10 protein-coding genes are annotated in these 13,053 nt (G+C 71.4%); all 10 read left to right on the plus strand.

What is annotated here, in order from left to right; all coding sequences use genetic code 11:
* The first annotated feature begins 331 nt into the window (after positions 1-331).
* The 10 genes from uvrA (at position 332) to secG (ending at position 12,982) form a co-directional block, all read left to right on the plus strand.
* Positions 332-3,316, plus strand: coding sequence for an excinuclease ABC subunit UvrA (uvrA, locus tag ABD353_RS26775; protein ID WP_344626239.1), 2,985 nt, complete (start codon positions 332-334; stop codon positions 3,314-3,316).
* 145 nt (positions 3,317-3,461) lie between these two features.
* On the plus strand, positions 3,462-3,965 hold the full coding sequence (locus tag ABD353_RS26780) for a Rieske (2Fe-2S) protein (RefSeq protein ID WP_344626240.1): 504 nt from the start codon (positions 3,462-3,464) through the stop codon (positions 3,963-3,965).
* A gap of 67 nt (positions 3,966-4,032) precedes the next feature.
* On the plus strand, positions 4,033-6,084 hold the full coding sequence (gene uvrC / locus ABD353_RS26785) for an excinuclease ABC subunit UvrC (RefSeq protein WP_344626241.1): 2,052 nt from the start codon (positions 4,033-4,035) through the stop codon (positions 6,082-6,084).
* A gap of 118 nt (positions 6,085-6,202) precedes the next feature.
* Positions 6,203-7,087: an RNase adapter RapZ gene (gene rapZ / locus ABD353_RS26790; RefSeq protein WP_425555255.1), complete on the plus strand. Its 885-nt coding sequence runs from the start codon at positions 6,203-6,205 to the stop codon at positions 7,085-7,087.
* Between the two features lie 72 nt (positions 7,088-7,159).
* Positions 7,160-8,236: a gluconeogenesis factor YvcK family protein gene (locus tag ABD353_RS26795; protein ID WP_344626242.1), complete on the plus strand. Its 1,077-nt coding sequence runs from the start codon at positions 7,160-7,162 to the stop codon at positions 8,234-8,236.
* Complete coding sequence (whiA, locus tag ABD353_RS26800) at positions 8,227-9,207, plus strand: DNA-binding protein WhiA (protein WP_030266394.1); 981 nt, start codon at positions 8,227-8,229, stop codon at positions 9,205-9,207. Before ABD353_RS26795 ends, whiA begins: the two co-directional genes overlap by 10 nt.
* A 294-nt stretch (positions 9,208-9,501) precedes the next feature.
* Positions 9,502-10,506: a type I glyceraldehyde-3-phosphate dehydrogenase gene (gap, locus tag ABD353_RS26805; protein ID WP_344626243.1), complete on the plus strand. Its 1,005-nt coding sequence runs from the start codon at positions 9,502-9,504 to the stop codon at positions 10,504-10,506.
* 157 nt (positions 10,507-10,663) lie between these two features.
* Positions 10,664-11,869, plus strand: a complete 1,206-nt coding sequence (locus tag ABD353_RS26810; protein WP_344626244.1) for a phosphoglycerate kinase — start codon at positions 10,664-10,666, stop codon at positions 11,867-11,869.
* A 5-nt stretch (positions 11,870-11,874) separates the two neighbouring features.
* Entirely contained in the window at positions 11,875-12,660 is a 786-nt protein-coding gene (tpiA, locus tag ABD353_RS26815) for a triose-phosphate isomerase (RefSeq protein ID WP_344626245.1), read from the plus strand.
* An 88-nt stretch (positions 12,661-12,748) separates the two neighbouring features.
* The gene (gene secG, locus ABD353_RS26820) at positions 12,749-12,982 is read left to right on the plus strand and encodes a preprotein translocase subunit SecG (protein ID WP_030266403.1); all 234 of its coding nucleotides are present in this window, start codon (positions 12,749-12,751) and stop codon (positions 12,980-12,982) included.
* The last annotated feature ends 71 nt before the right edge of the window (positions 12,983-13,053 follow it).

The following is a 13,053-nucleotide window of genomic DNA, read 5'->3' on the forward strand; positions in this document are numbered from 1 at the left end:
GATCAACGTGTCGAGGCCGCATCACTCATTCGGGTGGTCTCCACTGGACAAGGTCGATATTCGAACGCCTGCGCTATAGGCTGGCTGTCCCGAGTCGGAAGAAATCGCCCGTCCAGCTGGTTGCCTTCCCTGGGGCATGCCCGCGGCCGCCACCGGTGCGGCCGCTGCCGCCAGGGCCGGGCCGCGGTGGGATCCGAGGACGCGCCGACCGCCCGCACGCATGCCCAGAAGCACCCAGAAGCACTCTGAAGCGCTCCAGAAGCACTCTGAAGCGCTCCGAAGCCCTCAAGCCCCCGAAGCCCCACCTCCCCGGAGAAAGGCGCCAGAAGCAGTGGCCGACCGCCTGATCGTCCGCGGTGCTCGCGAGCACAACCTCAAGAACGTCTCGCTGGACCTGCCCCGCGACTCCCTCATCGTCTTCACCGGCCTCTCCGGGTCCGGCAAGTCCTCGCTGGCCTTCGACACGATCTTCGCCGAGGGCCAGCGCCGCTACGTCGAGTCGCTGTCCTCCTACGCCCGGCAGTTCCTCGGCCAGATGGACAAGCCGGACGTGGACTTCATCGAGGGCCTGTCGCCCGCGGTCTCGATCGACCAGAAGTCCACCAGCCGCAACCCGCGGTCCACGGTCGGCACCATCACCGAGGTCTACGACTACCTCCGCCTGCTGTTCGCCCGGATCGGCAAGCCGCACTGCCCGCACTGCTCGCGGCCGATCGCCCGGCAGTCGCCGCAGGCCGTCGTCGACCGGGTGCTGGAGCTCACCGAGGGCACCCGCTTCCAGGTGCTCAGCCCCGTGGTGCGCGAGCGCAAGGGCGAGTTCGTCGACCTCTTCGCCGACCTGCAGTCCAAGGGCTACGCCCGGGCCCGGGTGGACGGCGCGACCGTCCAGCTCACCGAGCCGCCGGTGCTCAAGAAGCAGGAGAAGCACACCATCGAGGTGGTCGTCGACCGCCTGACGGTCAAGGAGAGCGCCAAGCGCCGGCTGACCGACTCGGTCGAGACGGCGCTCAAGCTCTCCGGCGGCATGGTGGTGCTCGACTTCGTCGACCTCGCGGAGGACGACCCGGAGCGCGAGCGGATGTACTCCGAGCACCTCTACTGCCCGTACGACGACGTCTCCTTCGAGGAGCTGGAGCCGCGCTCCTTCTCCTTCAACTCGCCGTTCGGCGCCTGCCCGGAGTGCTCCGGCCTCGGCAACCGGATGGAGGTCGACCCGGAGCTGGTGATCCCGGACGAGGAGAAGTCGCTCGACGAGGGCGCCATCCACCCGTGGTCCCAGGGCCACACCAAGGAGTACTTCCAGCGCCTGATCGACGCGCTCGCCGGCGAGCTCGGCTTCCGCACCGACATCCCCTGGGCCGGGCTGCCCGCCCGCGCCCGCAAGGCCCTGCTCTACGGCCACCGCACCCAGGTCGAGGTCAAGTACCGCAACCGGTACGGCCGCGACCGCTCGTACACCACGTCCTTCGAGGGCGCGGTGCCGTTCGTGCAGCGCCGCCACTCCGAGGCCGAGAGCGACTCCAGCCGCGAGCGCTTCGAGGGCTACATGCGCGAGGTGCACTGCCCCGCCTGCAACGGCACCCGGCTCAAGCCGGTGGTGCTCGCCGTGACGATCCAGGACAGGTCGATCGCCGACGTCTCGGCGATGTCGATCAGCGACTGCGCCGAGTTCCTCGGCGCGATGAAGCTGACCGCCCGCGACAAGAAGATCGCCGAGCGGGTCCTCAAGGAGGTCAACGAGCGGCTGCGCTTCCTGGTCGACGTCGGCCTGGACTACCTCTCGCTCAACCGCGCCGCGGGCACCCTCTCCGGCGGCGAGGCCCAGCGCATCCGGCTCGCCACCCAGATCGGCTCCGGCCTGGTCGGCGTGCTCTACGTCCTCGACGAGCCGTCCATCGGCCTGCACCAGCGGGACAACCACCGGCTGATCGAGACGCTGGTGCGGCTGCGCGACATCGGCAACACCCTGATCGTCGTCGAGCACGACGAGGACACCATCAAGACGGCCGACTGGGTCGTCGACATCGGCCCCGGCGCCGGCGAGCACGGCGGCAAGGTCGTGCACTCCGGCTCGCTGAAGGAGCTGCTGGCCAACGACGAGTCGCTGACCGGCCAGTACCTCTCCGGCCGGCGCTCCATCCCGACCCCGGCCGTCCGCCGCCCGCGGGACAAGAAGCGCCAGCTCGTCGTGCACGGCGCCCGCGAGCACAACCTGCAGGACGTCACCGTCGGCTTCCCGCTCGGCACCTTCACCGCGGTCACCGGCGTCTCCGGCTCCGGCAAGTCCACCCTGGTCAACGACATCCTTTACACCCACCTCGCGCGGGAGCTCAACGGCGCCCGCAGCGTGCCCGGCCGGCACACCCGGATCACCGGCACCGACCTGGTGGACAAGGTGGTGCACGTCGACCAGTCGCCGATCGGCCGCACCCCGCGGTCCAACCCGGCCACCTACACCGGGGTCTTCGACCACGTCCGCCGGCTCTTCGCGGAGACCCAGGAGGCCAAGGTCCGCGGCTACCTGCCCGGCCGGTTCTCCTTCAACGTCAAGGGCGGCCGCTGCGAGAACTGCTCCGGCGACGGCACCATCAAGATCGAGATGAACTTCCTGCCGGACGTCTACGTCCCGTGCGAGGTCTGCCACGGCGCCCGCTACAACCGGGAGACGCTGGAGGTCCACTACAAGGGCAGGTCCATCGCCGAGGTGCTGGACATGCCGATCGAGGAGGCGCTGGCCTTCTTCGAGGCCGTCCCGGCGATCGCCCGGCACCTGCGCACCCTCAACGACGTCGGCCTCGGCTACGTCCGGCTCGGCCAGTCCGCGCCGACCCTGTCCGGCGGCGAGGCCCAGCGCGTCAAGCTCGCCTCCGAGCTGCAGAAGCGCTCCACCGGCCGCACCGTGTACGTCCTCGACGAGCCGACCACCGGTCTGCACTTCGAGGACATCAGCAAGCTGATCAAGGTGCTGGAGGGCCTGGTCGACAAGGGCAACACCGTGATCGTCATCGAGCACAACCTCGACGTGATCAAGACCGCCGACTGGATCGTCGACATGGGCCCGGAGGGCGGCAACGGCGGCGGCACGGTCGTCGCCGAGGGCACCCCGGAGGAGATCGCCGCGATCACCGCCAGCCACACCGGCAAGTTCCTGCGGGACATCCTCGCCGGGGTCTCCGACGCGGCCGTTCCCGCCGCCCGCCGCGGCGGCAGCCGCAGCACGGCGGCCAAGGCCGCGGGCAGCACCGCCGGGGCCGCGGGCGCCGCCGCCAAGACCGGCACCGGCACCGCCCGCAAGCGGGCCGCCGCCAAGAAGTAGCCGGGCACACGCTCACCGAACCTCCCCGGCCCCCTGCCGGCCGGGGAGGTGGTGTGTCAGTACCTCTCGGCCGGGCGGGAACGCCCAGGTACGGGGCATAGACTGCGGCCGGTCCGCCCGTACCCGCGTCCGAGGAGCCGCCCGCATGAACGAGCCCGTCGCCACCGCCTCCGCCGCCGAGACCGACCGCGGCCCCGCCGCCTCCCGCCGCACCCTGCTGTGCGGCGCGGCCGCCGTGCTCGCCGCGGGCGGCACCGTCGCGGTCACCGGCTGCTCGTCCTCGGGATCCTCCGGGTCCTCGGGCTCGTCGGGCTCGACGGGCGGCTCCGGCGGCACCCAGGCCCAGAACGCGGCCCCGGTCGACCTCGGCCCGGCCGCCGACATCCCGGTCGGCGGCGGCAAGGTCTTCCGCGAGCAGAAGATCGTGGTCACCCAGCCCGCCGCGGGCGAGTACAAGGCGTTCAGCGCCAAGTGCACCCACGCCGGCTGCATCGTCGACGAGGTCAAGGACAAGACGATCGACTGCCCCTGCCACGGCAGCCGCTTCTCGATCACCGACGGCGCCGTCGAGGGCGGCCCGGCCCCCAAGCCGCTGCCCTCCTACAAGGTGGCCGTCGTCAACAACAACGTCCAGGTCACACCCGCCTGATCGGTTCGCGGCCGCACCCCGGGAAACCGGCCACGGGCGGTCATCGGCAGTCGGTACGGTAGGGGGCATGGCAGACCCGTCCACCTACCGTCCGGCGCCCGGTGCGATCCCGCTCTCACCCGGGGTGTACCGGTTCCGCGACGAGCACGGCCGGGTCATCTACGTCGGCAAGGCCAAGAGCCTGCGTCCCCGGCTCTCCTCCTACTTCCAGGACCTCGCCGGCCTGCACCCGCGCACGGCCACCATGGTCACCACCGCCGCCTCGGTGGAGTGGACGGTGGTCGGCACCGAGGTCGAGGCGCTGCAGCTGGAGTACTCCTGGATCAAGGAGTTCGACCCCCGCTTCAACGTCAAGTACCGCGACGACAAGAGCTACCCCGAGCTCGCCGTCACCCTCAACGAGGAGTTCCCCCGCGTGCAGGTCATGCGGGGGGCGCACAAGAAGGGCGTGCGCTACTTCGGCCCGTACGGCCACGCCTGGGCGATCCGCGAGACCGTCGACCTGCTGCTCCGCGTCTTCCCCGTCCGTACCTGCTCCAACGGCGTCTTCAAGCGCGCGAGCCAGGTCGGCCGGCCCTGCCTGCTCGGCTACATCGGCAAGTGCGCCGCACCCTGCGTCGGCAAGGTCTCCGCCGACGAGCACCGCGCCCTCGCCGAGGAGTTCTGCGACTTCATGGCCGGCCGCACCGGCGGTCACCTGCGCCGCCTGGAGCAGCAGATGCAGGAGGCCGCCGCCGCCATGGAGTACGAGAAGGCGGCCCGGCTCCGCGACGACATCGGCGCCCTCAAGCGCGCCATGGAGAAGAACGCGGTCGTCCTCGCCGACGGCACCGACGCCGACGTGCTCGCCCTCGCCGAGGACGAGCTGGAGGCCGCCGTCCAGATCTTCCACGTCCGCGGCGGCCGGGTCCGCGGCCAGCGCGGCTGGGTCACCGACCGGGTCGAGGACGTCGACACCGCCTCCCTGGTCGAGCACGCCCTGCAGCAGCTGTACGGCTCCGGCACCGAGAACGTGCCCCGCGAGGTGCTCGTCCCGGCGCTGCCCGAGCCGGCCGGGCCCGTCCGCGAGTGGCTCACCGGCCTGCGCGGCGCCCAGGTCGACCTCCGCGTCCCGCAGCGCGGTGACAAGAAGGACCTGATGGCGACGGTGCACCGGAACGCCCAGCAGGCGCTCGCACTGCACAAGACCAAGCGCGCCTCCGACCTCACCACCCGCAGCCGCGCCCTCCAGGAGATCGCCGACGCGCTGGAGCTCGACTCCGTGCCGCTGCGCATCGAGTGCTTCGACATCTCCCACCTGCAGGGCGAGGACGTGGTCGCCTCGATGGTCGTCTTCGAGGACGGTCTGGCCCGCAAGAGCGAGTACCGGCGCTTCCAGATCAAGGGCTTCGCCGGCCAGGACGACGTCCGCTCGATGCACGAGGTGATCGGCCGGCGCTTCCGCCGCTACCTCCGGGAGCGCGAGCAGACCGGCGAGTGGGCCGTCCCCGAGGACACCGGCGCCGACGAGGCACCCGACGGCGTCCCCGGGGCCGGCGGGGACGCCGCCGGCCCGGTCGACCCGGAGACCGGCCGCCCCCGCCGCTTCGCCTACCCGCCGCAGCTGCTGGTCGTCGACGGCGGTCAGCCGCAGGTCGCCGCCGCCCGCCGCGCCCTCGACGAGCTCGGCATCGACGACGTCGCCCTCTGCGGCCTCGCCAAGCGGCTGGAGGAGGTCTGGCTGCCCGGCCAGGACGACCCGGTCGTGCTGCCGCGCACCAGCGAGGGCCTCTACCTGCTGCAGCGGGTGCGCGACGAGGCGCACCGCTTCGCCATCGCCTACCAGCGCTCCAAGCGCTCCAAACGCCTCACCACCGGCGGGCTGGACGCGGTGCCCGGGCTCGGCGAGACCCGCCGCCAGGCACTGCTCAAGCACTTCGGCTCCCTCAAGCGGCTGCGGTCCGCCACCGTGGACGAGCTGTGCGAGGTGCCCGGGATCGGCCGCCGCACCGCGGAGACCGTTGCGGCAGCGTTGGCCTCCCGGCCACCTGCCGCACTCGCGGTGAACACCGCCACCGGCGAGATCATTGACGACAGCGCCGACCCCGCAGGGGCCGGCGCGCCCCGGGAGACGCCATGACGGTCGATGACGCCCGTCGCCGCGCTGTCCCCGGCACCGCCCCCACCGGCGGTGCCGGGAAGCACCGCCGGGTCCGGGGCGTTCTTCCGAAGCGAACCACCGAGAGCGGGGAACCGAAGTGAACGTGTCCGACGTGGGCGACAACGCGCCGGAGCTGGTGATCATCTCCGGCATGTCCGGCGCCGGCCGGAGCACCGCGGCCAAGTGCCTGGAGGACCTGGGCTGGTTCGTGGTGGACAACCTGCCGCCCGCGCTGATCCCCACCATGGTGGACCTCGGCGCCCGCTCGCAGGGCTCCGTGCCCCGGATCGGCGCCGTCGTCGACGTCCGCGGCCGCAGCTTCTTCGACGACCTGCTCACCTCGCTGGAGGAGCTGGAGAAGCGCGGCGTGCGGCTGCGCGTCGTCTTCCTGGACTCCTCGGACGAGGCGCTGGTGCGCCGCTTCGAGTCCGTCCGCCGCCCGCACCCGCTGCAGGGCGACGGCCGGATCGTCGACGGCATCGCCCAGGAGCGCGAGCTGCTGCGCGACCTGCGCGGCGAGGCCGACCTGGTGATCGACACCTCCAACCTCAACGTCCACCAGCTGCGCGCCAAGCTCGACGCCCAGTTCGCCGACAACGACGAGCCCGAGCTGCGCGCCACCGTGATGTCCTTCGGCTTCAAGTACGGCCTGCCGGTCGACGCCGACCTGGTGGTGGACTGCCGCTTCCTGCCGAACCCGCACTGGGTGCCGGAGCTGCGGGCCCACACCGGCACGGACAGCGACGTCGCCGACTACGTGTTCAAGCAGCCCGGTGCCCAGGAGTTCCTGGACGGTTACGCGGAGTTGCTGAAGATCGTGACCGAAGGGTATCGCCGTGAAGGCAAGCGCTACATGACTCTTGCCGTAGGCTGCACCGGTGGCAAGCACCGCAGCGTCGCCATGTCCGAGCGGCTGACCAGGCGTCTGATCGCGGACGGCGTCGAAACGGTGCTCGTCCACCGCGACATGGGCCGGGAGTGACCGGCCGGGGCTGACCCCGGCCGGACGTTCCGGTCCGCCCAAGGGAGCACGAGACAGGAACATGGGGTCGGTGTGACGGGATACTCGCCAGCACGGCAGTTCCAGCAGAGGTCTGGCGAGCGAGCCCCGGCCGGAAGCAGTCCGGCTGCCCAGAAGTCGCGCCCCGGCGCACCCAGGATCACCGCGCTCGGCGGCGGCCAGGGGCTGTCCGCCTCGCTCTCCGCGTTGCGCCGGCTGACCAACGAGCTCACTGCCGTGGTCACCGTCGCCGACGACGGCGGCTCCAGCGGGCGGCTGCGCGCCGAGCTCGGCGTGCTGCCGCCGGGCGACCTGCGCAAGGCGCTCGCCGCGCTCTGCGGCGACGACGACTGGGGCCGCACCTGGTCCGAGGTGATCCAGCAGCGCTTCACCGGCGACGGCGACCTCGGCGGCCACGCCGTCGGCAACCTGCTGATCGTCGCCCTGTGGGAGAAGCTCGGCGACCCGGTCGAGGCGCTCAACTGGGTGGGCCGGCTGCTCAACGTGCAGGGCCGGGTGCTGCCGATGTCGGCCGTCCCGCTGGAGATCGAGGCCGAGGTCCGCGGGCACGACCCGGCCCGTCCGCACGAGCTCAGCGCCGTCCGCGGCCAGGCCGCCGTCGCCGTGACCCCCGGCACCGTGCAGTCGGTGCGGCTGCTGCCGGAGGAGCCGCCCGCCGTGCCGGAGGCCGTGGAGGCCGTGCTGGAGGCGGACTGGGTGGTGCTCGGCCCCGGCTCCTGGTTCACCAGCGTGCTGCCGCACCTGCTGGTGCCCGAGCTCGCCAAGGCGCTGGTCGAGACCCGCGCGCGCCGGCTGCTCACCCTGAACCTCGCCCCCCAACCCGGGGAGACCGAGGGCTTCAGCCCGCAGCGGCACCTCGACGTGATCGCCGACCACGCGCCGGACCTCGAGGTCGACGCCGTGCTGGTCGACGAGCGGGCGGTCACCGGCGGGGCGTTCGGCCTCGCCGACCTGGCCGGGCTGGAGAAGGCCGCCGAGCGGATGGGCGCGGCCCTGGTGCTCGGGCGGGTCGCCCGGGCGGACGGGACCCCGCGACACGACCCGGAGCTCCTGGCGGCTGCGTACGACCGGATTTTCCGGACACATGGAAGGATCGGCCCATGGCGATGACTCCTGCGGTGAAGGACGAAATCTCCCGGCTCCCGGTCACCCGGGCTTGCTGCCGGAAGGCCGAGGTCTCGGCGATCCTGCGGTTCGCGGGCGGTCTGCACATCGTGAGCGGCCGGATCGTGATCGAGGCGGAGCTGGACACGGCCATCGCGGCCCGGCGCCTGCGCAAGGACCTGCTGGAGATCTTCGGGCACTCCTCGGACCTGGTCGTGATGGCCCCCGGCGGGCTGCGCCGCGGCAGCCGGTACGTGGTCCGGGTGGTCAAGGACGGCGAGCTGCTCGCCCGGCAGACCGGCCTGGTGGACGGGCGGGGGCGGCCGATCCGCGGCCTGCCGCCGGCCGTGGTGTCCGGTGCGACCTGCGACGCCGAGGCCGCCTGGCGCGGCGCCTTCCTGGCGCACGGCTCGCTCACCGAGCCCGGCCGCTCCTCCTCGCTGGAGATCACCTGCCCCGGCTCCGAGGCGGCGCTCGCCCTGGTCGGCGCGGCGCGCCGGCTCGGCATCCCGGCCAAGGCCCGCGAGGTCCGCGGCGTCGACCGGGTGGTCATCCGGGACGGTGACGCGATCGGTGCGCTGTTGACCCGGCTGGGGGCGCACGAGGCGGTGCTCGCCTGGGAGGAGCGCCGGATGCGGCGCGAGGTGCGCGCCACCGCGAACCGGCTGGCGAACTTCGACGACGCCAACCTGCGCCGCTCGGCGCGCGCGGCGGTCGCGGCGGGCGCGCGCGTGCAGCGCGCGCTGGAGATCCTGGGCGACGAGGTGCCCGAGCACCTGGCCGCCGCCGGCCAGCTGCGGATGCAGCACAAGCAGGCCTCGCTGGAGGAGCTCGGTGCGCTCGCCGACCCGCCGCTGACGAAGGACGCGGTGGCCGGCCGGATCCGCCGCCTGCTGGCGATGGCCGACAAGCGCGCCGCGGAGCTCGGGCTGCCGAGCACCGAGGCCAACCTCACCGACGAGATGGCGCTCAGCTGACAATCCGTGTTTCGCTATTCGGACACATAAAGGGGCGCGGGGAACGGCGCGAATCGGAAGGCGCGACTGCGCGTCAGCCGATTCGCGCCGTTCCCCGCGCCCCTTTATGCACGCCCGCCACAGGAGTTACTCGCGGGTAATCCGATGGGCGGTCCGCACGGTGCCGTGCCGCCCCGGGCGGAGAGGCGATGTGCCCAGCGGAGCCGCGGGGAGGTAGGGTCATGGGTGGTCGGGGACATCCCATTTCAACCCCCGTCGGAATTCAGTCCGGCGTACCTAAGAGGAGATCGGTTCGTGACGATCCGGGTAGGCATCAACGGATTCGGCCGCATCGGCCGCAACTTCTTCCGTGCGGTTCAGGCTCAGGGCGCGGACATCGAGATCGTCGGTGTCAACGACCTGACCGACACGAAGACCCTCGCGCACCTGCTCAAGTACGACTCGATCCTCGGCACCCTGCAGTCCGAGGTCTCCCACACCGCCGACAGCATCACCGTGGACGGCAAGACCTTCAAGGTCGTCGCCGAGCGCGACCCCGCGAACCTCCCCTGGGGCGAGCTGGGCGTCGACATCGTCATCGAGTCCACCGGTATCTTCACCAAGGCCGAGCTTGCAAAGAAGCACGTCACGGCCGGCGCGAAGAAGGTCATCATCTCGGCGCCCGCGACGGACGAAGACGTCACCATCGTCATGGGTGTCAACGACGACAAGTACGACCCGGCGAACCACACCGTCATCTCGAACGCCTCCTGCACCACCAACTGCGTCGCCCCCCTGGCGAAGGTGCTGAACGAGAACTTCGGGATCGTCAAGGGTCTGATGACCACCGTCCACGCGTTCACCAACGACCAGGTCACGCTGGACTTCCCGCACAAGGACCTGCGCCGTGCCCGTGCCGCGTCGCTGAACATCATCCCGACCTCGACGGGTGCCGCGAAGGCCACCGCCCTGGTCCTGCCCGAGCTCAAGGGCAAGCTCGACGGCACCTCGCTGCGCGTCCCGGTGCCGACCGGCTCGATCACCGACCTGGTCGTGACCCTGGAGCGCGAGGTCACCGTGGAGGAGGTCAACGCGGCCTTCCAGAAGGCGGCCGAGGGCGACCTCAAGGGCATCCTGCAGTACACCGAGGACCCGATCGTCTCCTCCGACATCGTGAACTCGCCGTTCTCCACGATCTTCGACTCCCTGATGACCATGGCCCAGGGCAACCAGGTCAAGGTCTTCGGCTGGTACGACAACGAGTGGGGCTACTCGAACCGTCTCGTCAACCTGACCACGCTCGTCGGCGGCCAGCTCTGACCCCTGCGCGGGAGCTGACGTGACGTGAGGTGCGGGGCCCGGAAGGCTGACGCCGTCCGGGCCTCCGCTTCGCGTCCCCACCCTCGCCCGTCGTGTTATCTGGTGGCCCGCCGCCGTGCCGCCGACACGCACCACCTTCCTCGGGAGACCCAAGACCGTGAAGACGATCGAAGACCTCCAGGTCGCCGGCAAGCGGGTGTTCGTCCGCGCCGACCTGAACGTGCCGCTGTCCGGCGGGATCATCACCGACGACGGCCGGATCCGCGCCGTCGCGCCGACCATCGCCAAGCTGGTGCAGGCCGGCGCCAGGGTGGTCGTCGCCTCGCACCTGGGCCGCCCGAAGGGCGAGCCCGACCCGCAGTACTCCCTCGCGCCGGTGGCCGTCCGCCTCGGCGAGATCCTCGGCGTCCCGGTGTCCTTCGCCACCGACACCGTGGGCGAGAGCGCGAAGGCCACCGTCGCCGCCCTGGCCGACGGCGAGGTCACGCTGCTGGAGAACCTGCGCTTCAACGCGGGCGAGACCGCCAAGGACGACGCCGAGCGCGGCGCCTTCGCCGACGAGCTGGCCGGCCTGGCCGACGTGTACGTGGGCGACGGCTTCGGCGCGGTGCACCGCAAGCACGCCTCGGTGTACGACCTGCCGGCCCGCCTGCCGCACGCGGTCGGCGACCTGATCGCCACCGAGGTGGGGGTGCTGAAGCGCCTCACCGACGAGGTGGCCCGCCCGTACGTCGTGGTGCTCGGCGGTTCGAAGGTCTCCGACAAGGTCGGCGTGATCGAGAACCTGCTCGGCAAGGCCGACAGGATCCTCATCGGCGGCGGCATGATGTACACCTTCATCGCGGCCCAGGGCCACGGCGTCGGTGCCTCGCTGCTGCAGGAGGACCAGATCCCGGTCGTCCAGGACTACCTGAAGCGCGGCGCCGAGCAGGGCGTGGAGTTCGTGATCCCGGTGGACACCGCGGTGTCCGGTTCCTTCCCGGACGTCAAGGGCGGGGCCCCGGTGGAGGACTTCGCGGTGGTCGACGCGGACGCCATCCCGGACGGCGCGCTCGGCCTGGACATCGGCCCGCGGACGGCGCAGCTGTTCGCGGAGAAGATCGCCGACGCGAAGACCGTGTTCTGGAACGGCCCGATGGGCGTGTTCGAGCACCCGGCGTTCGCCGAGGGCACCCGGGTCGTGGCCCAGGGCCTGATCGACTCCGACGCGTTCACCGTGGTCGGCGGCGGCGACTCCGCCGCGGCCGTCCGCACCCTGGGCTTCGACGAGACGAAGTTCGGGCACATCTCGACCGGCGGTGGCGCAAGCCTCGAGTACCTGGAGGGCAAGACCCTCCCCGGTCTCGCCGCCCTGGAAGGCTGAGGAAGATGACTGAGCGCCTCCCGCTGATGGCGGGCAACTGGAAGATGAACCTCAACCACCTCGAGGCCATCCAGCACACCCAGAAGCTGGCCTTCGCGCTGGCCGACAAGGACTACGAGGCCGTCGAGGTCGCCGTGCTGACCCCGTTCACCGACCTGCGGTCGGTGCAGACGCTGGTCGACGGCGACAAGCTGAAGATCAAGTACGGCTCGCAGGACATCTCGCAGTACGACTCCGGTGCCTACACCGGTGAGATCTCCGGCCCGATGCTGGCCAAGCTGAAGGTCACCTACGCGGTGATCGGCCACTCGGAGCGCCGCCAGTACCACGGCGAGGACGAGGAGATCGTCAACGCCAAGGTGAAGGCCGCCTACCGCAGCGGGATCACCCCGATCCTGTGCATCGGCGAGCCGCTGGACGTCCGCAAGGCGGGCACCCACGTCGAGCACACCCTGGCGCAGCTGGACGGCGCCCTGGAGGGCGTGCCGGCCTCGGACGCGGAGACGGTCGTCGTCGCGTACGAGCCGGTCTGGGCGATCGGCACCGGCGAGGTGGCGACCCCGGAGGACGCCCAGGAGGTCTGCGGTGCGATCCGCGCCCGCCTGGCCGAGCTGTACGACGCCGAGCTGGCCGGCAAGGTCCGCATCCTGTACGGCGGTTCGGTGAAGTCCTCCAGTGCGGCCGGCCTGATGGCCAAGCCGGACATCGACGGCGGTCTGATCGGCGGTGCCTCGCTGGACGCCGAGGAGTTCGTCAAGATCGTGCGCTACCGCGAGCAGGCAGTAGGCTAACGCCGCCGCAGCAACGTAGGCTTTGGGGCCGGACCGCTTCCACGCGGCCCGGCCCCTTCGCCGAAGATACGAGAGAGTTGGTCCCGCCGTGGTTCTCGGGTTCTCGATTGCCCTGATCATCTTCAGCCTGCTGATGATCCTCCTGGTGCTGCTGCACAAGGGGAAGGGCGGCGGCCTGTCCGACATGTTCGGCGGTGGCGCGATGTCCACCGGCGGTGGCTCCGCGGTGGCCGAGCGGAACCTCGACCGCATCACGATCCTGGTGGGCCTCGCCTGGTTCGCCTGCATCGTGGTGCTGAGCCTGCTGCTCAAGTACAAGTAGCCGACGTCCCGTCCGGCCCTCCGCGGGCCGGTCGCAGCCCGGTTCGGCAGGCGGTGGTGGCAGAGCTTTAA

It is taken from the genome of Kitasatospora arboriphila (genome assembly GCF_039528095.1).
GTDB classification, from domain to species: domain Bacteria; phylum Actinomycetota; class Actinomycetes; order Streptomycetales; family Streptomycetaceae; genus Kitasatospora; species Kitasatospora arboriphila.

Bases quoted from the DNA above. Each gene is read 5' to 3' on its own strand.
- ABD353_RS26780 (WP_344626240.1), top strand. From the start codon at position 3,462: ATGAACGAGCCCGTCGCCACCGCCTCCGCCGCCGAGACCGACCGCGGC.
- uvrC (WP_344626241.1), top strand. From the start codon at position 4,033: ATGGCAGACCCGTCCACCTACCGTCCGGCGCCCGGTGCGATCCCGCTC.
- whiA (WP_030266394.1), top strand. From the start codon at position 8,227: ATGGCGATGACTCCTGCGGTGAAGGACGAAATCTCCCGGCTCCCGGTC.
- tpiA (WP_344626245.1), top strand. From the start codon at position 11,875: ATGACTGAGCGCCTCCCGCTGATGGCGGGCAACTGGAAGATGAACCTC.